Source organism: Micromonospora sp. NPDC048935, assembly GCF_043197875.1.
Taxonomy (GTDB): Bacteria; Actinomycetota; Actinomycetes; order Mycobacteriales; family Micromonosporaceae; genus Micromonospora.
In genome coordinates this window covers 17854-44481 of the sequence record NZ_JBICTZ010000001.1, presented here as the reverse complement: position 1 = coordinate 44481, position 26628 = coordinate 17854, and the positions used below count along the sequence as shown (strand labels likewise).

20 protein-coding genes and 3 tRNA genes are annotated in these 26628 nt (G+C 70.4%); 14 read left to right on the top strand and 9 right to left on the bottom strand.

The window, feature by feature from the left end; genetic code table 11:
* Positions 1–119: 119 nt before the first annotated feature.
* Together ACGFIW_RS00205 and ACGFIW_RS00200 are read right to left on the bottom strand one after the other, a co-directional pair.
* On the bottom strand, positions 120–800 hold the full coding sequence (locus ACGFIW_RS00205) for a YdcF family protein (protein WP_393310020.1): 681 nt from the start codon (positions 798–800) through the stop codon (positions 120–122).
* A 212-nt stretch (positions 801–1012) separates the two neighbouring features.
* A tRNA-Lys gene (locus ACGFIW_RS00200) sits at positions 1013–1088 on the bottom strand.
* 276 nt (positions 1089–1364) lie between these two features.
* Here ACGFIW_RS00200 and ACGFIW_RS00195 point away from each other — a divergent pair.
* Genes ACGFIW_RS00195 through ACGFIW_RS00185 form a run of 3 tightly spaced genes read left to right on the top strand, consistent with a single transcriptional unit; the run spans position 1365 to position 4983 of the window.
* Positions 1365–1967 carry a DUF4956 domain-containing protein gene (locus ACGFIW_RS00195; protein ID WP_393310018.1) on the top strand — a complete coding sequence of 201 codons (603 nt, stop codon included), beginning with the start codon at positions 1365–1367 and terminating at the stop codon, positions 1965–1967.
* Positions 1964–2785: a polyphosphate polymerase domain-containing protein gene (locus ACGFIW_RS00190; RefSeq protein ID WP_393310016.1), complete on the top strand. Its 822-nt coding sequence runs from the start codon at positions 1964–1966 to the stop codon at positions 2783–2785. Before ACGFIW_RS00195 ends, ACGFIW_RS00190 begins: the two co-directional genes overlap by 4 nt.
* The gene (locus ACGFIW_RS00185; RefSeq protein WP_393310014.1) at positions 2776–4983 is read left to right on the top strand and encodes a CotH kinase family protein; all 2208 of its coding nucleotides are present in this window, start codon (positions 2776–2778) and stop codon (positions 4981–4983) included. Before ACGFIW_RS00190 ends, ACGFIW_RS00185 begins: the two co-directional genes overlap by 10 nt.
* A gap of 94 nt (positions 4984–5077) precedes the next feature.
* Here the strand turns inward: ACGFIW_RS00185 and ACGFIW_RS00180 are convergent, their stop codons facing one another.
* Positions 5078–8062, bottom strand: a complete 2985-nt coding sequence (locus tag ACGFIW_RS00180) for a glycoside hydrolase family 3 C-terminal domain-containing protein (RefSeq protein WP_393310012.1) — start codon at positions 8060–8062, stop codon at positions 5078–5080.
* Between the two features lie 362 nt (positions 8063–8424).
* Here ACGFIW_RS00180 and ACGFIW_RS00175 point away from each other — a divergent pair, with 362 nt between their 5' ends.
* The 4 genes from ACGFIW_RS00175 (at position 8425) to ACGFIW_RS00160 (ending at position 14121) form a co-directional block, all read left to right on the top strand.
* Complete coding sequence (locus ACGFIW_RS00175) at positions 8425–9453, top strand: DnaJ domain-containing protein (protein WP_393310010.1); 1029 nt, start codon at positions 8425–8427, stop codon at positions 9451–9453.
* A gap of 516 nt (positions 9454–9969) precedes the next feature.
* Positions 9970–12639: an ATP-binding protein gene (locus ACGFIW_RS00170; RefSeq protein WP_393310008.1), complete on the top strand. Its 2670-nt coding sequence runs from the start codon at positions 9970–9972 to the stop codon at positions 12637–12639.
* 5 nt (positions 12640–12644) lie between these two features.
* Positions 12645–13229, top strand: a complete 585-nt coding sequence (locus ACGFIW_RS00165) for a hypothetical protein (protein WP_393310006.1) — start codon at positions 12645–12647, stop codon at positions 13227–13229.
* A 28-nt stretch (positions 13230–13257) separates the two neighbouring features.
* Complete coding sequence (locus ACGFIW_RS00160; protein ID WP_393310004.1) at positions 13258–14121, top strand: hypothetical protein; 864 nt, start codon at positions 13258–13260, stop codon at positions 14119–14121.
* A 360-nt stretch (positions 14122–14481) separates the two neighbouring features.
* On the opposite strand, the gene ACGFIW_RS00155 is transcribed toward ACGFIW_RS00160, so the two are convergent.
* Positions 14482–14557 (bottom strand) — tRNA-Lys (locus ACGFIW_RS00155).
* A 188-nt stretch (positions 14558–14745) separates the two neighbouring features.
* Here ACGFIW_RS00155 and ACGFIW_RS00150 point away from each other — a divergent pair.
* Together ACGFIW_RS00150 and ACGFIW_RS00145 are read left to right on the top strand one after the other, a co-directional pair.
* Positions 14746–16020 (top strand): Ig-like domain-containing protein, encoded by a 1275-nt coding sequence (locus ACGFIW_RS00150; protein ID WP_393310002.1) that lies wholly within the window; start codon positions 14746–14748, stop codon positions 16018–16020.
* 252 nt (positions 16021–16272) lie between these two features.
* Positions 16273–17562, top strand: a complete 1290-nt coding sequence (locus ACGFIW_RS00145) for an Ig-like domain-containing protein (RefSeq protein WP_393310000.1) — start codon at positions 16273–16275, stop codon at positions 17560–17562.
* A gap of 107 nt (positions 17563–17669) precedes the next feature.
* On the opposite strand, the gene ACGFIW_RS00140 is transcribed toward ACGFIW_RS00145, so the two are convergent.
* Together ACGFIW_RS00140 and orn are read right to left on the bottom strand one after the other, a co-directional pair.
* Positions 17670–17742: transfer RNA gene (locus tag ACGFIW_RS00140), tRNA-His, on the bottom strand.
* A gap of 99 nt (positions 17743–17841) precedes the next feature.
* Positions 17842–18438, bottom strand: a complete 597-nt coding sequence (gene orn, locus ACGFIW_RS00135) for an oligoribonuclease (protein WP_393309998.1) — start codon at positions 18436–18438, stop codon at positions 17842–17844.
* A 66-nt stretch (positions 18439–18504) separates the two neighbouring features.
* Between orn and ACGFIW_RS00130 the strand changes: the two genes are divergently transcribed.
* On the top strand, positions 18505–19797 hold the full coding sequence (locus tag ACGFIW_RS00130; RefSeq protein ID WP_393309995.1) for a glycosyltransferase 87 family protein: 1293 nt from the start codon (positions 18505–18507) through the stop codon (positions 19795–19797).
* Between the two features lie 32 nt (positions 19798–19829).
* Here ACGFIW_RS00130 and ACGFIW_RS00125 read toward each other — a convergent pair whose 3' ends face one another.
* From ACGFIW_RS00125 to ACGFIW_RS00115, 3 genes are all read right to left on the bottom strand, one after another.
* Positions 19830–20882 carry a hypothetical protein gene (locus ACGFIW_RS00125; RefSeq protein WP_393311202.1) on the bottom strand — a complete coding sequence of 351 codons (1053 nt, stop codon included), beginning with the start codon at positions 20880–20882 and terminating at the stop codon, positions 19830–19832.
* Between the two features lie 150 nt (positions 20883–21032).
* A complete protein-coding gene (locus ACGFIW_RS00120) occupies positions 21033–21770 on the bottom strand; it encodes a YcnI family protein (RefSeq protein WP_393309993.1) in 738 nt (245 codons plus the stop codon).
* Between the two features lie 17 nt (positions 21771–21787).
* On the bottom strand, positions 21788–23452 hold the full coding sequence (locus ACGFIW_RS00115; protein ID WP_393309991.1) for a copper resistance protein CopC: 1665 nt from the start codon (positions 23450–23452) through the stop codon (positions 21788–21790).
* 202 nt (positions 23453–23654) lie between these two features.
* Between ACGFIW_RS00115 and ACGFIW_RS00110 the strand changes: the two genes are divergently transcribed.
* The 4 genes from ACGFIW_RS00110 to ACGFIW_RS00095 are packed head-to-tail and all read left to right on the top strand — an operon-like array spanning position 23655 to position 26584.
* Positions 23655–24245, top strand: coding sequence for a sigma-70 family RNA polymerase sigma factor (locus ACGFIW_RS00110; protein WP_393309989.1), 591 nt, complete (start codon positions 23655–23657; stop codon positions 24243–24245).
* Between the two features lie 32 nt (positions 24246–24277).
* Complete coding sequence (locus ACGFIW_RS00105) at positions 24278–24802, top strand: MauE/DoxX family redox-associated membrane protein (RefSeq protein WP_393309987.1); 525 nt, start codon at positions 24278–24280, stop codon at positions 24800–24802.
* Positions 24795–25511 carry a DsbA family protein gene (locus ACGFIW_RS00100; RefSeq protein WP_393309985.1) on the top strand — a complete coding sequence of 239 codons (717 nt, stop codon included), beginning with the start codon at positions 24795–24797 and terminating at the stop codon, positions 25509–25511. The genes ACGFIW_RS00105 and ACGFIW_RS00100 overlap by 8 nt, the downstream gene beginning before the upstream one ends.
* Entirely contained in the window at positions 25508–26584 is a 1077-nt protein-coding gene (locus tag ACGFIW_RS00095; protein WP_393309983.1) for a hypothetical protein, read from the top strand. Before ACGFIW_RS00100 ends, ACGFIW_RS00095 begins: the two co-directional genes overlap by 4 nt.
* The last annotated feature ends 44 nt before the right edge of the window (positions 26585–26628 follow it).

Here is a 26628-nt window from a genome sequence, read left to right as displayed (position 1 = left end):
AGCCCGCGGCCTCGCCGCCACGGCGGCGCAGTTCCTGGAACCACGGCTCGCCACACCCACTCCGCAGCTGCTGCCGGTCTACGGCAGCCTGCACCTCGTCTACACGCTGGTAGCTGGGCTCAGATCAGCCGACTCGCGTAGCCGGCCGCGACCAGGCGCTCGAACGCCGTCCGCACCTCGTCCGGAATCTCCTGCGGGATCGCGAACCCGCGCTCCGCGTACACCTCGATCCGCTGCGTGTCGCCTACCAGCATGTCCACCACCCGCCGCGAGTCGCCGATGCTGGCCACGTAGTCGTCCAGTTCGAGTGGGTTCGACGCGCAGACCACATCGACCTCCGGCCACATCAGCTTGCAGGTGGCGTAGGCCCGACGCTGTTGGTAGGGCCGCGACATGATCAGCACCGACCGCACCGGGATCCGGTGCTCGGTCAGGAGCTGACGCGAGTACTCCAGGTTCTGGGCGGTGTTCGTGGCACGCGGCTCCACGAGAATCGCTTCCGCGGATACGCCCTGCTCGATGGCGTACTCGCGGTAGTGCACTGCTTCTCCACGGGGGAACCGCTCGACGGTCGTTGGGGCGTTCGCGCCGGTGAACACGATCCTTGGGAACAGGCCCTCGTGAAACAGGCGCGTCGCGATGACGGCCACGCCGAGATCGTGACTGCCCAACCCGATCCCCACGTCGCACGGGCGCAACTCGTGGCGCATGTCGTGGTAGCGCCACAGCGTCTCCACATCGGCCCGGATCGCGTCGGGAATCGCGTCGGTAGGCGCCGCTACACGTCGGTTCATCAGCACCTACCAGGTCCGGTCCGCGCTGGGTTCCCTCATGCCGCCAGCGTAGGGGTCGCAGGGCAGCAGGGAGCGGCTGCCTCCAGCAGCAGGCTGAGCCGTCATTACCAGGAGGTTGACGGCGACCAAGGGTCCCGGAGGGGATCACCAGACCCGCCCCGACCCTGCACGAAGAAGACCCCGACCGGTGTGAACCACCAGGTCAGGGCCTATCTCTTTGGTGCGCCGCCAGGGACTCGAACCCCGAACCCGCGGATTAAGAGTCCGCTGCTCTGCCAGTTGAGCTAGCGGCGCTCGCCGGCAACGGGATGAGACGTTAACACCGCCGCGGGCGGGCGCGTCGCCGACCCCTCTCGCGTGGGGTCAACCGAAGCCGCAGCCTCCAGTCGCCGCACGGTCGGCTCCGAAAGTTTCACCGGCCGATGCGGGCCGCGGCTACCTCGCTACCGGCTCCTCTCCCTGCCTGACCACCTCCGAAAGGCATTGACACACACCTATGCGTTGCTTACAGTCACCAAACATTCACCGAAAATTTACCGGAAGTCCTGGTGACCAGGAGGAACCCTAGCGATGTCGCAGCTGGTCCTGTTCGCGATCGACATCTGCGCGGTGGCGCTGCTCGTCTTCGGGCTCTACTTCCCGCGGCACCGCCGGCGCGACCTGGTCGTCGCCTACCTGGGGGTCAACGTCGGCGTCCTCGCCGTAGCGAGCGCACTGAGCGCCAGCGACGTCGGTGCGGGGCTGGGGCTGGGGCTGGCGCTGTTCGGGGTGCTCTCCATCATCCGGCTCCGCTCGACGGAACTCGACCAACACGAGGTCGCGTACTACTTCTCCGCTCTCGCGCTCGGCATCCTCGGTGCGCTCAGCACCACCTCGGTCTGGCTCAGCGGTGGCCTGATGGCGCTCATCGTCGCGGTGATGTTCGTCGGCGACCACCGGCGGCTGCTCCGGCACTACCGACACCAGATCATGGTGCTCGACTCGGCCGTCACCGACCAGGTCGCCCTCGTCGCCCAGCTGGAGCAACTGCTCAACGCCCGGGTGCACACCGCCACCGTCCAGCGGCTCGACATGGTCAACGAGACGACGATCGTGGACGTTCGCTACTCGGTCGCCGGCCGCAGCGGAACGGCCCGGACCACCAAGCCGGCACGGGCCGGAGCGGTCCGATGAACCAGTCGCCGCTGGCGGCGCTCGCCCCGATCGCACTCGCCGAGCTGGTCGAGCGGGCCGCCCTGCAGTGCCGGGTGGACCGCAAGTACGTCCTCGCGGTGGACGAGGTGCCGCACCTGTTGGACCAGCTCGGCCCGTACGCCCGGGTGCTGGACATCGACGGGCAACGCGCCTTCGCGTACGAGTCGGTGTACTTCGACACACCGTGCCTGGCCAGCTACCACTGCGCGGCGTACCGGCGGCGGAGGCGCTTCAAGGTTCGGACCCGCACCTACCTCGACTCCGCGCAGTGTTGGCTGGAGGTGAAGATCAGCGGTGCGCGGGGGCTGGTCACCAAGCACCGGCTGCCGTACCTCGCCGAGGACCGCCACACGGTCCGGTCCGGGCGCGGCTTCGTGGACGAGGCGCTCGTCCGGGAGTCGATCTGGCCCGACCTCGTCACCAGCCCGCTTGAGCCGGTGCTGACCACCAACTACCGCCGCAGCACGCTGCTGCTGCCGGCGACCGCGAGTCGGGTCACCATCGACACCGGGCTCAGCTGGCACGACGGCGACCGCACCCTGCGACTGCCCGGCATCGCCGTGGTCGAGACCAAGACCAGGTCGGCTGCCTCGCTCGTCGACCGGATGCTGTGGCAGCAGGGGATCCGACCCGTGCGCATCTCGAAGTACGCCACCGGACTCGCGGCGCTGCGCCTGGACCTGCCCGACGTGCCGTGGCGACGGACGCTGCGCCGCCACTTCCGCGCCAGCCCACTCCTGGTGGGTCCGGCGTCGACCGCTCCCATCCGATCAGAACAGGAGGCATCGTGCGCCTGACCGTTCGCAGCACCCGTGTTCCGGCTGCCTTCCGGGCCGCCGGGATCACCGCCGCCACCATCCTCGTCGCGGGCCTCCTCGTGGTGACGTCACCATCGGCGGGCGCCGAGCCGCTCACCGGCGCCCATCCGGTGGCCGGTCCGCCCGCCGGCCCCGACGCCGCACGCTCGTCCACCGGTTGGACCGGCACCGGCCCGGGCAGCGACACGGCAGCCGCCGACGCCCTCGCCGCGGCGACCGCTGCGGACGAGCTGACCGGCGACATCACCTTCTCCGTTCCCAGTGGCACCTTCCAGGGGGAGGTGGCGGTGACGCTGAGCAGCACGGTCAGCGGCGCGCAGATCCGCTACACCACGAACGGTGCGCTGCCCACGGCCCAGTCACCGCTCTACTCGGGCTCGGCGTTGCGCTTCACCCGTACCACCCAGCTACGCGCGCAGGCGTTCGTCGGTCAGACACCAACGGGTGCGCCCGGCACCGCCATGTACGCCGCGCAGAACGTCACCACCGCCCACGACCTGCCGGTGGTGCTCATCGACTCGTACGGTGCCGGTCGGCCCGACCGCGAGTACCTCGACGCCACCGCCATGATCTTCGAACCGGCCGGCGGCGGCACCACCTCGCTGGCGGCCACCCCGACGGTCAGCACCCGGGCGGGGTTCCGCCTGCGCGGCAACTCGTCGGCGACATTCGAGAAGACGCCGTTCCGCCTCGAATTCTGGGACAACGCGGACGACGACACCGACTACCCGGTGCTGGGCATGCCCGCCGACTCCGACTGGGCGTTGCGCGGCCCGTTCACCGACAAGGCGCTGATCCGGGAGGCGCTCGTCTACGACCTCGGAAGGGAGATGGGGCTGCCCGCTCCGCGCTACGCGTTCGCCGAGTTCTACCTCAACACCGACGCGGCCCCGGTGGGCGCCGGTGACTACCTGGGCGTCTACATGATCGTGGAGACGATCAAGAACTCCAAGGACCGCCTCGACCTCAAACAGTTGGACTCCGACGACGTGACCCTGCCGAAGATCCAGGGCGGGTACATCTGGAAATTCGAGTGGATGGCCGCCGAGGAGCCGACGCTACCGTGCACCGGCCCGGCCGCCACCTGCTGGAACTACCTGGAGGTGGTCGACCCGTCGCCGCTGCAACCGCAACAGCGCGACTGGCTGCGCGGTCACCTCCAGGAGTTCAACGACGTGCTGCACGCGTCGAACTTCGCCGACCCGACCACCGGCTACCACAAATACATCGACGTCGACTCGTTCATCGACCTCATGATCATTAATGAGCTGAGCCGGGAGATGGACGCGTACGTCCGTAGCTCCCACTTCTACAAGGACCGGGACAGCAAGATCTTCGCCGGTCCGCTGTGGGACTTCGACCTGAGCTTCGGTGTCGGTGGATTCTTCAACAACGACCAGGTGTCGGGCTGGCAGTACCAGCAGACCCGGCAGCCGTCGGCCAACGACTGGTTCGCCCGGTTGCTACAGGATCCCGCGTTCGTCAACCAGGCCCGGTCGCGCTGGCAGACGCTACGACGCGGTCTGCTCTCCGACACCGCGCTCCAGGCTCGGATCAACGCTCTGGCCAGCCCCCTGACCAACGCGGCACAGCGCAACTTCCAACGCTGGCCCAACCTGACGTCGCCGACGGTCAGCTTCTTCCGTACGCCGACCTCGCCCACCTGGCAGGGCCAGGTGCAGGTCATGCGGGACTGGATGCTGCGCCGCGCGGCCTGGTTGGACTCCACCGCCGGCTGGGGCGGGTCCGTCACCACGCCGCCGCCGTCGCCCACCACCCCGCCACCATCCCCGACGACCCCACCACCGTCACCCACCACCCCGCCACCGTCCCCGACCACGCCGCCACCGTCCCCGACCACGCCGCCGCCGTCGGCCGGCTGCACCGCCACGTACACGGTGACGAGTCAGTGGACCGGTGGGTTCCAGGGCGAGGTACGTGTCACCGCGGGGACGTCGGCGATCAGCGGTTGGACCGTGACGTGGACCTTCGCCAACGGGCAGAACGTCACCCAGGCGTGGAACGCGACAGTCACGAGTCAGGAATCCGCCGTCACCGCCCGCAACGTCTCCTACAACGGTGCCCTCGGCGCGGGCGCCAGCACCACGTTCGGTTTCCTCGGCTCGTCCACCGGCACCCCCGCCGCACCCGCGTTGACCTGTAGCGCGGCGCGCTGACACCGTACGGAACGGCCCAGGGCCGGTCGCGACGACCGGCCCTGAGCCAGGAAGGCCCGGGCCGGGACGACGATCGTCCCGGCCCGGGCTCCGGTCACCTGATGGAGAAGTCGGCGAGCCGCAGCGGCGAGTCGAACACCAGGTACACGTCGTGGGTGCCGGCCGCGCGGGCCAACTCGGCACTGACGCTGACGTACCGGTAGTCGTCGCCGGTGCTGGGCACGGTCGCCGTGCCGAGTAGTCGACCGGTGGGCGAGTCCAGACGCACCTGGATCGTGCCGGCGGCCGCGCCGGCCTTGGCGACCTTCGCGGTGACGGTGTGGGCACCCGGACGCAGGGCCGAACCGGCGAACGCGATCCACTGGCCCGCCGCGGTGGCGCCAACGGCCGTACCCTGGGCCTTCGTCTCGTCCACAAGCCGAACCCCGGCGTACCTGTCGAAGTTCTCCGCCCGGGTGGTCCGGGACAGGTCCCGGGCCGGAACCGTCTCACCGCGCACCCGCACCGCGGCCCGGGCCCGGATGTCCTCGGCGGACGCGCCCACCATCAGGTCGTGGGTGGACGATTCGACCACCCACCGGCTGCGGGTCACGTCCCAGTGCGCCAGGTCGGCGACGGGCACCCGAAACGTCACGGTCCTGGTCTGCCCGGGTGCGAGCTGCACCCGCTGGAACGCCTTGAGCGCACGGTTCGGGGTCTTGACCCGCGAGGTGCGCTGGTGGGTGTAGAGCTGTACCACTTCGGCCCCGGCCCGGCTGCCGGTGTTCGTCACGTCGACGCTGACCGTGATGGTGCCGTCGGCCGCGACCGGCCGGTCGCCGGTGCGCGCCTGGCCGTACCGGAACCGGGAGTACGACAGCCCGTGGCCGAACGGGTAGAGCGGCTTCGCGGTGCTGTACAGGTAGGTCTGCCCGGACGAGATGATGTCGTACTCCAGCAGGTCAGGCGGCAGTTGCCCGTCGGAGCGGTACCAGGTCTGGGTGAGCCGGCCGGACGGGTTGCGGTCACCGAACAGGACGTCGGCCACGGCGTGCCCGGTCTCGGCACCCGCGTGGGTGGTCCACACGATCGCCGGGACGTGCTCCTGTTCCCACGTCGTGGTGACCGGGTAACTGGTCTGGAGCACCAACACGGTACGCGGGTTGGCCCTGACCACGGCCTTGACCAGCGCCTCCTGGCCGGCGCTCAGGGCCGTGGAGGTGCGGTCGTGCGCCTCACGTCCGTTGATGAACGGGTTGCTGCCCACGACCAGCACGGCGGTGTCGGCCGCCTTGGCCGCCGCCACGGCCCGGTCGATTCCGCTGCTGATCACCTCGCGGCTGAAGTGGGTCGCGGCGGCCGGGGTGGACGCGCCGAGCTTGAGCGCACCGTCGTCGCCGACCGTGACGTACTTCTCGGGGGCGAACCAGCTCTCCTTGGTCTCGTAGCCGACGTAGCGCAGCACCACGCTGCCGCCGTCCTGGGGCTCCAGCTTGAACTGCTGCTGGACGTACCAGCCGTTCGGTTGCGCGTCGCGGGTGACGAACGGCCCCCAGTTGTAGCCGAGGTAGCGACCGTTGGCGGCGTTGCGCAGCGTCACCACGTCCTGACCCCAGTCCACCACGTCGAACTGGGCTTCGGGCGATGCCGTGGTGCCGGTGGCGGCGACCGGATCGGCGTCGGTGGTGCCGGTGGCCGTGACGTACCGGCCGGTCGCCGGGTCCTTCAGGGCGATCCGGTCGGCCCCGTCGAGCGCGTTGACGCTTGCGGAGTTGCCCAGCCGCTCGCGGATCCCGTCGAACGCCGTCACCTCGTACGGCAGGTCGCCGCCGTACCAGTCGGTGTAGAGGGTGTCGGCCAGCGGACCGAGCACTGCCACCTTGCGGGTCCGGGTCGGGTCCAGCGGAAGTGCCTGTCGGGAGTTCTTCAGCAGCACCATCGCCTCGCCGGCGGCCTGCCGGGCCAGCCGCTGGTGTTCCGGGCTGTTGATGACGTCCGGGGTGATGCCCCCGTAGCGACCACCGCCCGGGTCGAACTCACCCAGTCGGAACCGCACGTTCAGGATCTCCCGGATCCGGGCGTCGATGTCCGCCTCGGTCAGCAGGCCGGTCGCCAGCGCCTGCTTGATGGCCGTCACCGTCGGTTGGGCGTTGGTGTCGTCGGTGATGAAGCTGTTGAGGCCGGCCTTGATGATCGCGGCGTTGGCCTCGGCCTGGGTGGCGTAGTAGCCCTGGGAGGCGACGAGGTTGTTCGGCGCCCAGGCGTCGGTGACGTTCATCAGCGGCTGGTCGGTCCAGCCGCGTACCACCGTGGCCAGGTCCGGATCCACGGTCGCGGGCCGCCCGTTGATCAGGTTGTACGCGGCCATCACCCCGGTTGCCGCGTCGGCGGCGAGAGCCGGCTTGAACGCGGCCCGCTCGTACTCGTTGAGCACCCGAGGCGGCACGTTCGACGAGGTGACGTCGCGCCGGATCTCGTTGTTGTAGGCCAGGTAGTGCTTGAGGGTCGGAGCACTCTTCAGGTGGTTCGGGTCGCCGCCGGTCATGCCCGAGCCGTACGCGGTGGAGATCGCGGCGGTGAGCATCGGGTCCTCGGAGTAGCCCTCCTCGTTGCGGCCCCAGCGGGGGTCGCGCAGCAGGTTGACCACCGGCGCCCAGAGGTTGAGACCCCACACCCGGGGGTTCTGCGCGTGGTAGCCGCGCGCCTCGTCGCCGACGGCGGAGCCGACCCGGTTGATCAGGTCGGTGTTCCAGGTGCTCGCCATGCCGACCGGTTGGGGGAAGGACGTGCCGCGGGCCTTGACGACAGCACCGTTGTTGTCGATGTCTGTCGACCAGGCCACCCCGTGCAGGGCTTCGGTGCCGGTCTTGAACAGGCCGATGCCCAACCGGGGAACAGCCGGCTGGTACTGGTGCAGCCACGAGATCTTCTCGTCCAGGGTGAGCCGCCCGAGCAGGTCGTCGACGCGGGCGTTCACCGGCAGGTGCGGATCTCGGAACGGGTAGGTGGGCTCGGCGAGGGCGGTGCCGGGAACGGCCGGTAGGGCCAGCAGGACGAGCGCGAGCACGGCGATTCCGCGCCGAAGGCGCTTGTTCCCCATTTGCTTCTCCTCATGTCGTACGACAGACGCCCAGTGGGCGCCCCGACCGGCGTGGCCAGGCTCGACACCCGGCTGACGGGCCTGAACGACGAATCGTCGAAGCGCTTCGACGACCCGGCCGCACCACCACGGCCATGATTGTTGTGATCCGCGCAACTATAGATGTCCACAAATGAGCGGGCAATACCCCGGCCAATCCACCCCGGCGCACTGCCCCGAGCCCTCGCGGGTCTCGGCGAGGCAGCCATTCCCTCGCCCAGGGCCGCCGCGGCTCACTGCGACGGGCACGAACGCATTCGACGGTGCTGTTAGCATCGCCGCGGTGTGCGTGACCCGATCAGCCATGAGATCCGGTGCAATCCATGCCCTCTGACGGACAGGATCCGTACACTCTCCTCGGCGTGACACGCGATTCGTCGGTCGCGGAGATTCGGGAGCGCTACCTCGTTCTCGTGCAGATCTGGCATCCGGACCGGCATCAGTCGAGCCCGGAGAGTGTCCGCGCCGAGGTGACCCGGCAGATGCAGCGGATCAACGCGGCGTACAAGCACCTGACCGACGCCCATGAGCGTGAGGGCCGTGCACGCCAGGCCCGAGAGCGGCAGGACCGCGAACGACAGAACCGAGAGCGGCAGGCCCGTGCACGCCAGGACCGCGAACGCGAAGCCCGCGAACGCGAAGCCCGCGAACGGCAGGATCCCGAGCGTCTGCGTAAGGAACGTCAGGATCGTGAACGCGAGACCCGCGAACGCGAGCACCCCAGGGCACGGTGGACGCACCCTCGATGCGACGGCGCGAGCCAGCGGCAGGGTTCACCGTGGGACACGGCGACCAGCGCTCATCCCGTGGCGATCACCCTGCGGTACGGCGAAATCGGCTACACCCTTCGCGCCTATCTCGACGACCAGCGAACCGAGGCAGCCTTCCCCGGCACCCAGGGTCACCTCCTCCTGTTCAGATCCGTCGCTTCGATGCGCACGTATCTGGCCCGGGTCGAGGCACATGAGCTGTCCGGCGTTCCGGGCTGGGAGAGCCTTCTGGACCGGATCGGTGACACTTCCTTCGAGCCCGACGACGAACACTTCTACGAGTTCGACCTCATCCTGCACAGCCTGCGCTTCCCGCCAGCGCAGTGGGTGCCGGCACTGTTCATCGCCCACCGGGACGTCGTTGGCGAGATCGCGGAGGCGTTCCGCCTCGACGACGTGCTGAACCTGCTGGCCGCGGGCTCACCCCTGGATCAGCTCGACAATCTGTTCCGGATCGCGGACCGGCCGCTGGCCGGGTGGGCCGCACGCCGCCACCTCGCGTCTCAGCAAGGAGCGCAGGCCAGCACGGTGTGGCGAAAAGCGATCCGCGAGGTCGAGGAACGCGTCCGCTGGCTACGGTGAAGCGCACGGACGAATCGCTATCCACCGCCGGCACTGCGGACCTCGACCGGACCGCGCATCCGCTACCGCGGCGGCGGGTCGGCCTGGGATGGTTGGTCGGCCTCCACTACACACCGAAAGGCCGATTGACGGCCGAGCTGCGTCAATTACCTTGAGCGCAAGGTTCGATATCATTCGCGGACCAGAGCCGAATCCGGCGTCTTGTTCCGCCCTGCGAGCTGGGAAGTGTTTGCGATTGTGCGAGATTCACCTGACCTGCCCTGACCCAGCATCCAGGCCGACGTCAGCGACGAGGCGGCAGAGGCCCGGATCGCCTGTACGGTAAGGGTTCGCGCACGAGCAGTCAGGCATGCCCGGCCTTGGCGGCTCCCTTGTGCTCAAGATTTCAGCAAACCTCGCGACTCCTCGTTGACGCACTCCGGTGCAGCTCCGAGAGTTGGTCACAGAGGCGCACCTTGACACCGCCGGGCGAGGCCAGCGGGTGCGCCTGGTCGACAATTCGGGGAAGATCAGCAGATGGAGCCCGACCTTTACGGTAGGCCACCGGCACCTGAAGGCACGGCCACACCAATGGAGTTCGTCGGCGCGCTGCGGCAGTTGCGCCTCTGGTCCGGGCTGACCTATCGACAACTGGCGGCCAAAGCCACCGCCTCCGGGGATGCGCTTCCGTTCGGCACGATCGCCTCGGTGCTGAGCCGGACCAGTCTGCCGAGACGCGAATTCGTGGTGACGTTCGCGCGGGCCTGCGGCCTGGACGAGGCGTCGATCGCCCGTTGGGTGCGGGAGCGCAACGCGCTGGCGGTCAACGCCACGCAGGTGGTGGGCGGTGGGGCCCGTGACGAGGGCGCCGACCTGGCGGCCGCCGAGCCGGCCTGGCCGTCACCGGCCATGCTTCCACCGGACATCGCCGACTTCACCGGGCGCGCCGCCGAGGTCACAGCGCTGACCCAACGGTTGACCGACGAACGCAACGAAGGCAACGCACCCGCCGCCCTGCCGGTGACCACCATCGCCGGGATGGGCGGGGTGGGCAAGACCGCACTCGCGACGCACGTCGCGCACCTGGTCCGGGCCGCGTACCCGGATGGTCAGCTCTGGGCCAACCTGACGAACGCCGATGCCAGCCCGGTGGACCCGGCCGAGGTGCTGGCCCGGTTCCTGCGGGCACTCGGCATGCCGTACCGCGCCATCCCGGCCTCCCCGGCGGAACGCGCCGAGGCGTACCGGACCCGGACGGCCAACCGCAAGGTCCTGGTGGTGTTGGACAACGCGGTCTCCGAGGGGCAGGTCCGGTCCCTCCTGCCCGGGGCCGCTCCGTGTGCCGTGCTGGTCACCAGTCGCGCGCGGATGACCGCGATCGAGGGCTCCCGGCGGATCGACCTGGACGTCCTCTCCGCCACCGAGGCTGTCGAGTTCCTGGCCCGGCTCGCCGACGACGAACGGGTGGTGGGCGAGCCCACGGCGGCCGCCGACCTGGTGAAGCTGTGCGGATACCTGCCCCTCGCGGTGCGCATCGCGGGGGCGCGACTGGCCGCGCGGCCGACCTGGCAGCTCGCGCATCTCGTCGAGCAGCTCGACGACGAACAGCGGCGCCTGGACTGGCTGGTCACGGGCGATCTGACGGTGCGCGCCTCGCTGGCCATCAGCTACCGCGGCCTGACACCGGAGGCGCAGCGGCTGTTTCGGCTGCTCGGCCTCTTCGACGTACCGGACTTCTCCGCGACCCTGGCCGCCGCGGTGCTCGGGTGCCCCCCGGAGCGTTCGGTCGAGCACACCGAGGCGCTTGTCGACGCCCAACTCCTTGTCGTGGACGGGCTCGACGCCGCCGGGCAGACCCGATACCGGTTCCACGACCTGACCAGGCTCTTCGCCGCCAGGTGCGCCGAGCTGGAGGTCGAGCCCGACGAGCGGGCGCAGGCGGTGCAGCGCGGGCTGGGCGGCTGGCTCGCACTGGCACGGCGGATGGCCAGGTGGATCCCGGGTCCCTGCTACGCGCCGATCAGTGGCCGGGCACCGCACACGGCACTCGACTGGGCAGACGACTACGCCGAGCGCGTCGCCGCCGCGGACTGGTTCGACGCCGAGTGCGCCGCCCTCCAGGCCGGGGTCCGCCAGGCGTGCCGGCTCGGCCTGGACGACCTGGCGTTCGACCTGGCCGGCTGTCTGGAGAAATACTTCGACCTGCGCGGCAGGTACACCGAGTGGACAAGCCTCAACACCGAGGCGATGGCGGTCTGCCGCAACGCCGGCAACCGGTTGGGCGAGGCGGTCATGCTGCGCGGCCTGCTCGACGTGACCACCTGGATCACCGACGATCGCGACGGTGACGCGATGGCCCGCTCCAGCATCCAGGCCCGCAATCTCCTGGAGATGTTCACCGCCCTCGGGCACGACGCGGGGTCCTCCGACGCCGCCGTCATGTACTCGTGGGCACTGAGCGCCGGCGGCGCCTACCCCGAGGCGACAGCGATGGCGACCCGTGCGCTGAGCCTCGCCGAACGGTCGGACCACCTCGGCGGTCAGGCACGGAGCAACCTCGCCTTGGCAATGGCCTACTACGAGCAGCAGCACGTCGACCTCGCGATCGGTCATGCCCTCGCCGCGCTGGAGAACGCACGCGCGTTGGGCAACATGCGCTGGGTCGCCACCGGCCTGCAGTACCTCGGGATCGCGTACCGGCAGCTCGGTGACCACGAGACCAGCGAGCGGATGCTCGACGAGTCCCTGTCCATCTCCCGGGCGCACCGCGATCACTACCCGGAGGTGCTGACCGTCCTCGCCCTGGCCCGCCTCTACCTGGAACGCGGCGACGGCACCGCCCGGGAGACGGCCGAGGCCGCTCTGACGCTCAGTCGCCGCTACCACATGAGGCACCATCTCGCCGAGGCGTACGCGATCCTCGGCGAGATCGAGCTGCGCGACGGCAGGCCGGCCCACGCGATCCGTCACCTGGAGGCATCCGTCGCCATCTGGCGGACCCGCGGGTGGCACTCGTTCCAGGCGGCTGCGCTGACGACCCTCGGAAAGGCGTACCTCCACGTCGACGCGTACGCCGCCCACCGGGCATTCGTCGACGCGCAGGCGCTCTACGCCCAACTCGGCAACACCGACAAGGTCGCCGAACTGGGGCTGCTTGCCGCCAGCGCGACGGACCCTGCGAGCACCGCGAACCGCAGCCGCGCCTGAGCAAGATGAACACGACGGCTCGGCTGCTCCAGGCGTACACCCGGTTGGGTCTGCCCAACGCCCTCGACTCGGACGACGTGTTGTCCGCGAACCTGTTCGGGCAGTACCAGATCCCGGTGAACATGCCGGCGGATGCCAAGGTGAGCAACGCCTACGCCCGGGCGGGCGACACCTACGCGGCGTGCGGAAGCCCGCCGTGCGCGCTCGACCCCAGCCGCCCGCTCCGCGACCAGGTCAGCCTCAAGCTGCCCTGCGAGCCCGCCGTCGACGCCTCGGACCTGCCCGGTGACCCGCTCGGCGGCTGCCTGGTCACCAGCGCGCGCTCCCGCGCGTCGACGCTCATGCAGCGGTACGAGGTGTGGGCGGACCAGATGACCGCCGGGCTGCACCGCGAACGGGTGCCGTGGATGAACGACACCATCATGGGCCTGCGCATCGCCACCCGCCGGCACCGCGCCGGTCCTTCGTCGGTGCCTTCGAGCATTTCCGCGCACAATTGCCCACCTCCCTGTTCCTCGGAAAAAGGCGACCGGAGCATGTGGACAGAAGTTGTTACACTGCCTCGGCCTACCCCCGAGGAGAGACACTGAGATGATGAAATCGTCAAGGGTCGCGTCCGTGCTCGCGCTCTCCATCGCAATCGCTGCTGCCTCGCCGGTTCCTGCCTACGCTGCGACGGACCGGAGCGGGGCGGAACGACTGAACATCCCGAACAGCAGTGCGTGCCGAGCGGGTCGCACGGTCCTGGAAGGCATGGTGGCGGGGCCGGGTGGCCAGCTCTACATCATCTTCTCGAAGGGAAGCGCCGGGGAACCGGTCCTGTCCCGATGGCTGCGCGACGGCTCGACCTGGGACGGCGCCAGCTGGACCTGCGCCGGGGCACCCACCCCCATGCCCCAGCTCGGCCACGGTAACGACCTCGCCTACAACGCGAACTACCTGGGTCGGGGGCCGGCCCTGATCGCCACCCAGGGAAGTCAGTCGGCATTTCCGAGCGACGATGTGACGATCGTGCACCTGAACGCCAACGGGTCTGTCGGCACGACCGAGGTGGTCCAGTTGCCGATCGGAAACATCAGTGGCCTCTGCTACAGCGCGACGGCGGCCGGCGGCGCCGGCAAATATGCAGCCCGACGGTTGGGTAAATTGTGGACCCATCCCGGTGCCGGTTCGTTGACGAGTGGCTGGACGCTGGTGAAGAGCAACCTGACGAGTCACGATAATCGTTCCGACCAGGGCATCGACTGCTCGGAAAACTACATCTGGAACACCAGGTCGATCAACACCTCCACGCCCGACACCGGATGGAACTGGGTGTACCAGTACAACTGGTCCGGGGGCGATGTGGAGAGCGACATCGGCATTCCGGGTAACAACCTGACCGACGAGATCGAAGACATCACCCACGTGGGGAGCGACTTCTTCGTCGCCGTCAACCGAAACGGCGGGAGCCCCGACTCGGTGAAGGTGTTCACCGAGTAGCCGCTGGTTCTGCGTCCTGGCGGGTCGGGACAGGCCCCGGGCCGCGGGTCTGGCTACGGCGTTGGCCCCCGGGGTGTCGGGTTGGGGTCGTGGACTGCCGGGAATCCCTGCCGGAGTGCGACGGTGGCGAGGGCCCGGTGTTCTGGGCCGACCTGGGCGGTCTCGGAGAGGTCGACCTCGCTGTTGTTGCCCCCGTGTTCGAGGTGTGGCTGCGTTGCGGGTTCGCCCTGCCCCCCGACCCGCAGCCGGACGGCTGCGGCGATGGCCTCGACGGCTTCCTCCAGCGCGACGGGGGGCCATCCACGGCCCCACCGACGACTCAGGGGACATAGCCGACCGGCTATGTCCCCTGAGTTATGCTGGTGCGCCGCCAGGGACTCGAACCCCGAACCCGCGGATTAAGAGTCCGCTGCTCTGCCAGTTGAGCTAGCGGCGCTCGTTCGGCAACGGAGAAAACATTAGCACCCCCGCAAGGCGGGCTCCAATCCGGTTACCCAGGTCCCCCCTTCGGTCGAGCTTTGCGGGCGAAAACCACCAAACCGGCCAGCTCGCTCAACTCGGGGGCGTGGGTTGCGGCGGTGATGCGGCACGATGTCCGCCAGGTACGCGAGAACAGAGGTGGGGATGACACGGTTCACGCGAGCCGGGGCGGTGGTGGGCGCTCTGACCCTGGCGGCGTCGCTGGCACTGACCGGGTGCGGCGACAAGCAGAAGGAGCCGACATTCGTCGGCGGGACGCCGACGGCAGACGCGGGCGCCGCATCTGGCTCGTCCGCGCCCTCGACGGCGGCCACGCCGAGCGCGCCGAGCGGGCCGACGCTTGCGCTGAGCCCGGCCGACGGCGCGAACAACCGGCCGGTGAGCACGGAGATCAGCGCGAAACTCCCGGACGGCGGCAAGGTTTCCGCGGTCACCCTGACCGCGGCCGGCGGGGGCACGGTGGAGGGCAAGCTGCGCACCGACGGTTCCGCCTGGGTGCCGTCCGCCCCGCTGAAGTTCGGCACCCGCTACACCGCAACGGTGACGGCGAGCGCGGCCGACGGCACGAGCAGCCAGGGCACCAGCACCTTCACCACGATGGCCAAGCCGAAGTCGACAATCGGGTCCGGCCTGTACCTCTTCGACGACAAGAGCTACGGCGTGGCCATGCCGGTGGTCACCGAGTTCCACCCGGGCATCCCGAAGAAGGACCGGGCGGCGGTGCAGAAGCGGATGTTCGTCCGTACCGACCCGCCGCAGCCCGGGGCCTGGCACTGGGTCGACAACGGTACGCAGGCGTACTACCGGGCGCCCGAGTACTGGAAGCCCGGCACGACCATCTCGGTGCGGATCGCGCTGGCCGGGGTGCCGCTGAGCAACGGCAAGTACGGCGACATGGACCGTAAGGCCACCGCCAAGATCGGCCGGTCGTTGGTGATGAAGGTCGACAACGCCAACAAGAAGATGACCGTGTACGAGGACGGGGCGCTGGTGCGCACCATTCCGGTGAGCCTCGGGAAGAAGAGCACACCGTCGTCCAGCGGCACGATGGTCGTGATGGAGAAGAAGGAAGCCACGGTCTTCGACACCCGCGACGACCCGGACCCGGCCAACCGCTACGTCACCGACATCCAGTACGCCCAGCGGATCACCTGGGGTGGCGAGTACATCCACGCCGCGCCCTGGTCGGAGCACGTGCAGGGGCGACAGAACGTCTCGCACGGCTGCGTGAACGTGTCGACGGCCAACGCCCGGTGGCTGTTCGAGAAGACGCGGATCGGTGACCCGATCACGGTGAAGGGCACCGAGCGGAAGATCACCGCCGGCAACGGCTGGACGGCGTGGAGCCTGAGCTGGTCGGCGTTCATCAAGGGCAGCGCACTACCCGTGCCCAGTGGTGGTGCCGGCCCGGCTCTCTGAGCCCTGTCGGCCCTCTCGCGCCGGCCCTGCCGATGGCCGGGCCGGCGCGTACCCTTGCACTCCGGCGAGGCGACGATGCCGCGGCGACTCCAGCGCCCCCCGCGTGGAGACGAGCTACGCTCACGAAACGCCGGATAGTAGCAAAAAACCGGCAGGATGATCGGCGTGTTTCGGTTCACCCTCGGCAACCGGGGCCGGCTCTGGCGCGTCAGTAGGAGACGATGGGGCAGCGACCACGACTGTGAGGGAATCATGCGAGCTAGCCAGGATCAGCTGATCAGGCGCCGTGGGCGACGTCGCGTGTTCGCGGCGGGGTTCCTCGCCGTGGCGCTGGCCTTCACCGCCGCCTGCACCGACGGCGACGGCGGCAAGCCGTCCTCGTGGCACGGCGGCAGCGAGAGCCCGGCACCGAAGGCCGCGGCGACGATCAGCGAGCCGGTGGCCGACGCCAAGGACGTGCCGGCCTCGACCGGCATCACCTTCACCACGAAGGACGCCGTGAAGACCGCCGTCGAGCTCAAGGGCGCGGACGGCAAGGCGGTCGAGGGCGCGCTCGCCGCGGATGGCAAGACGTGGCTGCCGGCCGACACGTTGGCGTACGGCACGAGCTACACGGCGACCGTGACCGCCATCGGCGACGATGATCGTCCGGCCACCGCGACCAGCACCTTCACCACCATGGCCAAGCCCGACAACCAGGTCCGGGTGAGCAGCTTCCTCGGCGACAACCAGGTGGTCGGTGTCGCAATGCCGCTGATCGTGAAGTTCAGCCGGGACATCCCGGAGGACTACCGCGACGACGTGCAGCGCCGGATGACGGTGACCTCGACGCCGGCCCAGGAGGGCATCTGGCACTGGGTCAGCCCCACCGAGATCCGCTACCGGCCGAAGCAGTTCTGGAAGACCGGCAGCAAGGTCTCCTACCGGGTGCGGGCCGGCGGCCTGCCGATGGGCGAGGGCTGGTACGGCCGCGCCGACCTCGCCGTGGACATCAAGATCGGCCCTTCACTGGTCATGACGGTGGACAACAAGACCAAGCGGATGACGGTGACCCGCAACGGCGCGGTGATCAAGACCATCCCGGTCAGCCTGGGCAAGAAGAGCACCCCGTCGTCCAGCGGCACCATGGTCGTGATCGAGAAGCTGCGCAAGACGGTCTTCGACACGTTCGAGGAGCTGGGCCCGGAGGAGGGCTACCGCACCAAGATTGACTTCGCGCAGCGTCTCACCTGGGGCGGCGAGTTCATCCACGCGGCACCCTGGTCCGAGGGCCAGCAGGGCAGCGTGAACGTCTCCCACGGTTGCGTGAACGTGTCGATGGCCAACGGCAACTGGCTGTTCAACAACACGCAGGTCGGCGATCCGATCACGGTCAAGGGCACCGAAACCAGGCTGAAGAACGGCAACGGCTGGACCGACTGGAACATGAGCTGGGACGAGTACGTCAAGGGCAGCGCCCTCCCGTACGAGCCGCCCGCCGATCCGGACACCGCCCCGACCCCGGACGGCTCCGGCACCCCGTCCCCCACGCCGACCGCCTGAGCCCCACGAGGAAGCCCTCTCCGACGGAGAGGGCTTCCTCCCCTACCTGTCCCCTATGACGACTCAGGCCCCCTCCGAAGAGGGGGCCTGAGCAGCACAACCAACTGGGTGACTGATGGGAATTGAACCCACGACAACCGGGACCACAACCCGGTGCTCTGCCAACTGAGCTACAGCCACCATGCCGCCGTCGCCCGGTCGATCGCCCCGGGCGGGGTGCGGACCAATAATAGCCACACCGCCGCGCATCACGTCTAGCGGGTTCCCTGCTCGCCGGGCTCAGAGTTCGGCGGCGATCGCCTTGGCGGTCTCGACGTCCGGCCCGGGCAGCGGGACGAAGACCGTGCGCCGGTAGTACTCCAACTCCCGGATGCTCTCCCGGATGTCGGCGAGCGCCCGGTGCGCGAGGCCCTTCTGCGGCTGGCCGAAGTACACGCGGGGGTACCAGCGACGGCAGAGTTCCTTGATCGACGAGACGTCGATCATCCGGTAGTGCAGGTGCGCGTCGAGGCGCGGCATGTCCCGGGCGATGAAGCCCCGGTCGGTGGCGATCGAGTTGCCGCACAGCGGTGCCGTCCGCGGGTCCTTGACGAAGGTGCGGACGTACTCCAGGACCAGGTCCTCCGCCTCGGCGAGGGTGACCGCCGAACGGCGGACCTCGTCGGTGAGACCGGACTTGGCGTGCATCGTCCGCACGACCTCCGGCATCCCCTCCAGCGCCGTCTCGTCCGCGTGGATCACCACGTCGACGCCATCACCGAGCACGTTGAGGTCAGGATCGGTGACCAGTGCCGCAACCTCGATCAGTTTGTCCCTGCCAAGGTCCAACCCGGTCATCTCACAGTCGATCCAGACGAGGAGATCAGCCACCGGCACAGCCTACGCGCAGCCCATGGGACGTGGCTGCGCGCTCTCGGCGGGCCAGCCCGCTAGGGTTTCGGGGTGCCAGCAGAACCCGTCGCACCGCCCGCCGTCACCGACGACGATCCCGGCGGCCGTACGGTCCGTCGCCTGGTCGCGGTGGTGGCCGTCTTCGCCGTGCTGCCAGCGCTCTACCTGCGGGGTCTGAACCACAAATTCCTCGATCTCAAGATCTACATGTCGGCGGTCGACTGGTGGCGCGCGGGCCACCCGCTCTACGACTACGTCCAGCCCGACCGGGTGCAGGGCGAGTTGTACTTCACCTACCCGCCGTTCAGCGCGCTGCTGCTGTGGCCGTTCGGCCTGTTGCGGCTCGGCGTCACCGTGGCGATCTTCACGGTGCTCACCGTGCTGGCCGTGGTGCTGACCACCCGCTGGCTGGTGCTGCCGGTCATCGCCCGGCACGGCCTACCGCGAACGTTCACCCTGATCCTCGCCGTCCTGCTGGTGCTGGCCGTGGAGAGCACCCGCGAAACGATCACCTTCGGGCAGATCAACATGCTGCTGGTCGTGCTGATCCTGGCCGACCTCCTGTTCGCCGTACCGCAGGCGCGTCGCTGGGCCGGGGTCGGCGTGGGGCTGGCGACGGCGCTCAAGCTCTTCCCCGGCATCTTCATCGTGTACCTGCTGGCCACCCGGCGGTGGCGGGCCGCCGCGGTGGCGAGTGCGACAGCGGCGGCGGCGACCCTGCTCGCGGCGGCGATCGCCCCGAGCGACTCGTGGCGGTTCTGGACGCAGGAGTTGTGGACCACCGACCGGGTCGGGCGCACCGACATCGTCGGCAACCAGTCGTTGTTCGGCCTGCTCAGTCGGTTCACCGCACCGGAGAAGCCGGACCGACTGCTCTGGCTGCTGGTGGTCATCGCGGTCGCCGGCTACGGGCTGTGGCGGGCCGCCCGCGCGGCGCGGGCCGGTGACGCGTTGACGGGCCTGACGTTGACCGGGTTGGTCGGTTCCCTGGCCAGCCCGATCACCTGGACCCACCACATCTACTGGTTCGTGCCGGCGGTGGTGCTGCTCGCCGACGCGGCGTTGAGCGCCGACCGCCCGGACGAGGTACGCCGCCGTCGGTGGTCGGCCGGGCTCGCGCTGGGCATCACCCCCGTGATCATCTACGGCGTGGTGACGTTCCAGAAATGGGGCGCGGGATCGATCCGTACGCACGACCCGATGGACTTCGTGGTGCAGAACACGTACGTGCTGCTCAGCCTGCTGCTACTGGTGGCGCTGCCGGTGCGCTCGGGCCGCCGCTCACGCACCGACCAACCGCACCTTGAGGAAAAATCGCACCAAATGGACAGATCTACCCAGTAGTCGCTACCGACGCTAATCTGGGCTCATCTACCTCAAGCACCGCTCGGGTAGCACCGATCCCCCGGTGAGGGTGGCCCTCCGCGTCGGCAGCGTGGAGGGCCACCCGCCGTTTCGTCGGCTGCCACCGGTCGGGCCCCGCCGGCCGGCGGCCACGCGAGGCTCAGCGTCGCCGCCGCCGGTCGAGGCGCCGGGGCCTGTTCCTCCCGGTCGTCGAGCATGGCCGACCGGGCTGCGCCGATCGACGCCCGACGCCGCTCCCCCGCACCCGAGCCGACCATGGTGAGCTGCCGTACGGCCGGAAACGGCGAGGTCGCCCGGGGGGCCTCGGCCCCCAGGCCACTCAGCGAGGTGACCCCGAGCCGACCGGCGAGCACCGGCACCTGATCCGGCTCCACCACGAAGATCACCTCGCGCGGGCGTAGCGGTCGCAGCAGGAGCAGCAGAGCGCACACCACCAGCAGGACACCGGCGGCCAGCAGACCTCCGGTGGCCGGGCCGATCCACCCCGCCCGCAACTCGGCCCGCAGGTCCAGGGACAGGTCGGCGCGGCCGTCGGGGCGCATCAGCACCAGGCTCATGGGCTCACCGGCGAGGTCGTCCGCACTCCACTGGAGTGAACCGATGCCCTGACGCACCCAGGACGGCCGACCCGGCGAGCCGACCGGCACCACGGCGGCCGGATCGACCGGGCCGCCGGCAACGGCACCGGCCGGGTCCAGCCGGACCGGCAGCGGGCCCTGGGCCAGCGCCACCCGGCGGACCACGTCGTGCGGCACCGGCTCCAGCCAGGTCCGCACCTCGGCGGTGGGCGCGAGCCCGACAAAGGCCGGGCCATCCGAGGTGCGGGCGTCCAGACGCAGCCGGGTCTGCCCGGTACGCGCGAACGGCGCCTCCTGGCGCAGCAGGTGGTCGAGGTCGGTGACCACCACCGCGTGACCGGGCGTGCGGACCGTCTCGAAGCGGGCGGCGAAGGCCCCACCGGGGTCGACGTGTCGGGTCACCAACCACAACGCGCCACCGGCGATCAGCGCCGGAATCCCCAAGACCAACAGCAGCACACCGACGATCGCCCGCACGACACGCATTCGCACCGTCTCCCTCCGTAGCCAGATACCCGGCCGACCTTACCGACGTAGGTGCCGTGATCAGGGGATATCCACGGCACGGTCAGATCCGGCTACGGAAACTGCACTGGCCCGCCGGATGATCTCCGGCGGGCCAGTGTGCGGGACGGGTCAGGACTTGGCGACCGGCTCCCGACGGGTCCGGGAGAATGCCAGACCGCCCAGCGCCAGACCAGCCAGGCCGGCGACAAGGCCGGCCACACCGAGGCCGACCGCGAGCCCGTTGCCCTCGTCGTCATCGTCGCCGTCGGGCGACGCAACGGCTGCGGCGCCCGGCGTGGCCGAACTCGCCGGCGCCCCGGCGGCGGCCAGGGCGAGCACCGGCGCCGGGTGCTCCGGCTCCTCACCGCCGGCCCCCGGCGGGTCGATCCAGCGCGAGATCTCGCCGTCCGAGTACGTCTGCAGAACCTTGAAGACCATCGAGTCGACCTTCGGCAGCGGCCCCAGCGAGACGGGGAACTCCTGGAACTGGCCGGGCTTCACCGCCGCGTCGCCGGTGGCCGTCCACGTGATCTTGGAAATCGCCTCGGTGAGCTGGCTGCCGTGCACCTCGATCGGCGGGTCCACCTTGCGCTTCTCGGTCGCCACCGTCCAGCCGGGCACCGGCATGGTCGACACCGAGCCGACCGGCGCGTTCTCCGGAAGCGTCACCTCCAACTTGGTGGTCGAGGCGCTGTCACTCTCGTTGGGCACCCGGAACGCCACCCGGGCGTACCCGCCCTGGGCCGCCTCCTTCGGGTTGACCGTGACGTGCGCGGACGCCGGTCCGGCGAAGCCGAGCACAGCGGTGGCGGCGGCGGTGAACGCCAGGGCGGCGGCAGCGCCTGCGGTACGCCGGAATCGGATCATGGGTTTTGCGAACCTCTCTAACGGATGGGCACGGTGGCGGTCACCGTGGCCTGGTCGATGTCTGTGGTTCGAGCGGTGATCTTGATTTGCCAGTCGCCGGCGGCCGGCAGGCTGATGTCGCCGTAGGCGTGACTGTCCGTCAACGGCAGCAACGGGACATCGATCGGTTCGATCCCGGCCGAGGGCAGCGCGGCGGTCGCCTTCCACTCCACCACCGGCAGCGGCTGGTCGTCCTTGCCGTACGCGTACAGGTGCACCGAGTTGTTGCCCCGCTCGGCCGGGCTCACCTCGACCTGCATGGAGAAGAGCGGGCTGGACAGCCTGGTGCTGAAGAGGCCGGCCTCGGTGCTGGACGGCCCGGCCACCGCGGTGCGGGCGGGCGTGGTCTGCACGAGCGTGGCGGACAGGCCCAGCACCACCACGGTGACGGCCAACTCCACCCAGACCGCCCGGCGTACCGGTGCCGGGCGCTGCGCGGCGATGCGCCGACGCACCAGGTGCCGGGAGTACGCGGCCACGGCGATCACCAGCGCGAACAGCCCGATCTTGGCCAGCAGCAACCGCCCGTACGTGGTGTCGAACAGCGCCTGCGGGGTGGCCACCTCGATCAGCGCCTGGACGGTGCCGGCCAGCAGCAGCGCCGAGACGGCGAGCGCCGCCCAGCGCGACCAGATGGGCAGGATGGCGCCCAACTCCCGTTCGTCGGCCTGGCGCAGCAGGAACCCGCCGAGCATCAGCAGACCACCCAGCCAGACCGCCATGCTGCCCAGGTGGACCGCATCGACCACCACGGAGACCGCCGGTGCCGGCGAGGCCGCCGGGTGCCCGGCCAGCGGCCAGGTCAGCAGGGCGGCGCCACCGAGCACGGCCAGGATGATCGCGTCGGCCCGACCGGCCGGGCGGGCCAACAGCGGCCGGAGCAGGAAGGCGGAGGCTGCCAGCAGGCCGAGTCGGATCAGGTGGGCGGCACCGAAGGCGCTGCCGAACACGCTGCCGAACCCCTCGCCGGTCACCTCGAAGAGACCACCGCCGGCCGTGTAGGGCACCTGCAACCACAGGTCGGCGAGGGTGGCGACGGCCACCAGGCCGAGGCCGATCCAGGCCAGCCGGGCCGGGCCCCGGCGAGGAAGCCGACGCGGCCACAGCGCGGCGAGCACCAACGCGGGCCCGACCAGCAGCACCAGGCCGGCGTAACCGAGGAAGCGAGCCACCTTCACCGCCGTGCCCACCACCGGGTTGGCGCGGCTGTCCGTGCCGGAGTCGACGGGGGGCGTCGAGGGCGCACCGACCGAGTAGGTGAACGCCCCGGACACCGGGTGACTGTCGGCGGAGATCACCCGGAAGCTGACCAGGTAGGTGCCGCGCCCACCGGCCGGGTCCACCGGGATGCTCACGGCCCCGCCGTCGAAGGACGGCTCGCCCCGGTCGGCGCGGGAACCGTCCGGCGCGATGACCCTGATCTTGCCGGGAACCTTGCGGACCGACTCACTGAAGCGGAGGGTCACCTCGGACGGCGCGCTCGACACCACGGCGGCGGCGGCCGGACTGCTGCTCTCCAGCACCGCATGGGCGCTGGCCGGGGTGGCTGGCGCGATCAACAGGGCGACGACGGTGACCAGAAGGCCGGCGGCGGCAGCCAGCCGGGCGATCCAGCGGCGGGGGGCGACAATCATGCCAGCCATGGTCGCCGACAGGTGTGGATATCGGCGACCCGAGTCGGGCAAAGGGCTCAACTCTACTCAGCCGCCCGTGCCGCGCGGGAGGGATCGCGTGTCATGCGAAGGTAGTCGGCTCGCGCGGGGAAAAAGTTCCCGACGTGGTGCAGACCATCCGGGAGCCGAAGGACCGTGACGCTCCGTCGGGTGCCGCGTAACGTGGTCTGTCGTGATCCCCGTCCCGCGTGACACCGGTAACGCCGGCCCGGCAGAGCCGGGCGGTGCGGCTGTCCGGGACCCGGCGACCGAGTGGGCGCTGAGCGCGCGCGACGGTGATCCGAGGGCCCAGGCGGCGCTCGTCCGGCTGACCCAGATGGAGGTGTGGCGGTTCGCCGCCGCGCTTGTCGACACGGACAGCGCCGACGACCTGACCCAGGAGACGTACCTGCGGGCGTTTCGGGCCCTGCCCGCGTTCGAGGGTCGCTCCAGCGCCCGCACCTGGCTGCTCGGCATCGCCCGGCGGGCCTGCGCCGACCACCTGCGCACGGTGATCCGCCGCCGCCGGCTCGACGAACGGCTGGCCGCGAACGCGTACACCGACCACCCGCACCCGGACCCGGCCGGCCAGTTCGGCGCCGCGGACCTGGTCCGCCGGCTCGGCGCCGAGCGGCGCGCCGCGTTCGTGCTCACCCAACTGCTCGGCCTGTCGTACGCCGAGGCGGCCGCCGTCGAAGGGGTGCCGGTGGGCACCATCCGTTCCCGGGTCGCTCGGGCCCGCGACGAGCTGGTCGAGGCGGTCGGCGACGCCCTGGCCGGCTGAGCGGGGAACTTCCGGCGGAGACGGGACGACAAATGAGCGTGACTGCACCTCCCCACGGGGTCGGCCGTTGGCCTGTCGTCCGGCCCTGGCTCGGCACTGCGGCACGGCTCGGCCTCGCCGCCGTCTGGCTCGTCGCCGGCGCGTCGAAGGTCGGCGATCTCGCCGCCTCCGGGCGAGCCGTCAACGCCTACCAGGTGCTGCCGTACGACGTGGCGACGGTGCTCGGCGCGGCCCTGCCCTTCGTCGAGTTGGCGCTGGGCGTGCTGCTGCTGCTCGGGCTGGCCACCCGCCTCGTCGCCGGGGTGTCGGCCGCGCTGCTGGTGGTCTTCGTCGCGGGGATCGCCTCGGCCTGGGCACGAGGGCTGGCCATCGACTGCGGCTGCTTCGGCAGCGGCGGGCAACTGGCCGAGGGGCAGGCACCCAGTTACCTCCCGGAGATCCTCCGGGACCTGGGATTCTTGGTACTGGCCGGATTTCTGCTGGTCTGGCCACGTACGCCGGTATCGGTGGACGGGTGGCTGTCCGGCGAACCCGCTGTGGAGGACGAGGATGAGTAGTCGCAAGGGGAAGCGGGACGCCGCCCGGGTGGTCCGCGAGCAGCTCGCCCGCGAGCGGCGGCGTCGCCGCACGATCTGGGTCTCCGCCGCGGCGGTCGTCGTCCTGGTCATCGCCGGTGTCGTCGGCTGGGTCGTCTGGTCCAACCAGCGCTCCGACACGTTCACCACCCCGCCCGGCGCCAACGCGGCCGGCACCGGCATCGTCACCGGCGGCGGGCCGGTCACCGTCGACGTCTACGAGGACTTCATCTGCCCGGCCTGCCACCAGTTCGAGCAGACCAGCGGGGCGACCCTGGAGCAGTTGGTGACCGACAACAGGGCGAAGGTGGTCTACCACCCGGTCGCGTACCTCAACCGCTTCTCCACCACCGACTACTCCAGCCGCTCGTCGGCCGCCTCCGGCTGCGCCGCCGCCGGAGGAAAGTTCCGGGAGTACGCCAAGGCGCTGTTCGCGAAGCAGCCACCGGAGGGCAGCGCCGGGCTCAGCAACGACGAGCTGATCGACGTCGGCGCCGGTGTGGGGCTCGACCGGGGTTCGTTCGGCGGCTGCGTCAAGGACGGCACGTACCGGACGTGGACCGACCACGTCACCGACGAGGCCAGCCGGAGCAAGGTCACCGGCACGCCGACCATCATGGTCAACGGCCAGCCCCTGGAGAACCCCACCCCGGACGCCCTCAACGCGGCGGTGGCGGCGGCCGGCAAGTGATCCGTACCCTGCTGGCTCGCGCCGGCCTGGTCGCCACCGCGGCCTTCGCGGCGACGCTGCTCACCGCGGCGCCCGCCGCCGCGCACGGCGCGGACGCGCCGGACGGCACCGACTACCGCACCCGGACCACCGGGGTCACACCGCAGCGGCCAGGGCTGGAGGTACGCGTCGTCGAGGCGGGCGCCCGACTGGAGCTGACCAACGACACCGGTCGCGCCATCGAGGTCATCGGCTACTCCGGCGAGCCGTACCTGCGGGTCGGCCCGGACGGGGTCTTCGAGAACAGCCGCTCCCCGGCCACCTACCTCAACCGCACCATCGCCGGGGACACCACGCTCCCGGCCGAGGCCGACCCGGCCGCCCCGCCGACCTGGCGGCGGATCGCCGACGGGAGCACGGTGCGCTGGCACGACCAGCGCGCGCTGTGGCAGGAGTCGGCGCCCCCCGCGCAGGTACGTGCCGCACCGGACCAGGAGCACCGGGTCCGGGACTGGACGATCCCCCTGCGGGACGGCGCCGACCCCGTGACGATCGGCGGGACGCTGGACTGGGTGCCGCCACCGGACGCGTACACCTGGTGGGCGGTGACCATCGTGGGGCTGCTCGCGGTGGGCGCGCTCGGCCTGGTCGCCGCAGCCGCCCCCGCCGGCGGTCGCGCGTTGTCCGCGTTGGGCGCCCTGCTGCTGGTGGGCGGCGCGCTGGCCGTCGGATACCCGGTGGGGCGGGAGTTGGACGCGGGCGCCCACGGTGTGGGCGGGATGCTGGTCGGGCTGCTGTCCGGGCAGATCTGGTCGTTGCTCACCGGCCTGGGTGCGATCGCCGCCGGCTGGTACGCGCTGAGCCGCCGACCGGCCGCCGACTTCGTGGTGGCGCTGGCCGGGGCCTGCCTGGCGCTCTTCGCCGGTGTGGCCAACGCGGCAGTGTTCGCCCGCTCCGTCGCCCCGGTCCCCTGGCCACCCGAGATCGCCCGGGTCATGGTCGCGTTGGTGCTGATCACCGGCACCGGCGCCACGCTAGCCGGCGTCCTCCGCCTCCACGCCGCCCCCAAAACCCCAACCCCAACCCACCCCTAACCTCACCCCGCCCTCACCCCGCCCCGCCCCGCGATCTTGCACTT

What these genes read in the sequence shown, in the direction of transcription:
- ACGFIW_RS00195 (WP_393310018.1), top strand. Translation starts at nt 1,365, where the DNA reads ATGTCGCAGCTGGTCCTGTTCGCGATCGACATCTGCGCGGTGGCGCTG.
- ACGFIW_RS00190 (WP_393310016.1), top strand. Translation starts at nt 1,964, where the DNA reads ATGAACCAGTCGCCGCTGGCGGCGCTCGCCCCGATCGCACTCGCCGAG.
- ACGFIW_RS00180 (WP_393310012.1), bottom strand. Translation starts at nt 8,062, where the DNA reads ATGGGGAACAAGCGCCTTCGGCGCGGAATCGCCGTGCTCGCGCTCGTC.
- ACGFIW_RS00175 (WP_393310010.1), top strand. Translation starts at nt 8,425, where the DNA reads ATGCCCTCTGACGGACAGGATCCGTACACTCTCCTCGGCGTGACACGC.
- ACGFIW_RS00170 (WP_393310008.1), top strand. Translation starts at nt 9,970, where the DNA reads ATGGAGCCCGACCTTTACGGTAGGCCACCGGCACCTGAAGGCACGGCC.
- ACGFIW_RS00165 (WP_393310006.1), top strand. Translation starts at nt 12,645, where the DNA reads ATGAACACGACGGCTCGGCTGCTCCAGGCGTACACCCGGTTGGGTCTG.
- ACGFIW_RS00150 (WP_393310002.1), top strand. Translation starts at nt 14,746, where the DNA reads ATGACACGGTTCACGCGAGCCGGGGCGGTGGTGGGCGCTCTGACCCTG.
- ACGFIW_RS00145 (WP_393310000.1), top strand. Translation starts at nt 16,273, where the DNA reads ATGCGAGCTAGCCAGGATCAGCTGATCAGGCGCCGTGGGCGACGTCGC.
- ACGFIW_RS00125 (WP_393311202.1), bottom strand. Translation starts at nt 20,882, where the DNA reads ATGCGTGTCGTGCGGGCGATCGTCGGTGTGCTGCTGTTGGTCTTGGGG.
- ACGFIW_RS00120 (WP_393309993.1), bottom strand. Translation starts at nt 21,770, where the DNA reads ATGATCCGATTCCGGCGTACCGCAGGCGCTGCCGCCGCCCTGGCGTTC.
- ACGFIW_RS00115 (WP_393309991.1), bottom strand. Translation starts at nt 23,452, where the DNA reads ATGGCTGGCATGATTGTCGCCCCCCGCCGCTGGATCGCCCGGCTGGCT.
- ACGFIW_RS00105 (WP_393309987.1), top strand. Translation starts at nt 24,278, where the DNA reads ATGAGCGTGACTGCACCTCCCCACGGGGTCGGCCGTTGGCCTGTCGTC.
- ACGFIW_RS00100 (WP_393309985.1), top strand. Translation starts at nt 24,795, where the DNA reads ATGAGTAGTCGCAAGGGGAAGCGGGACGCCGCCCGGGTGGTCCGCGAG.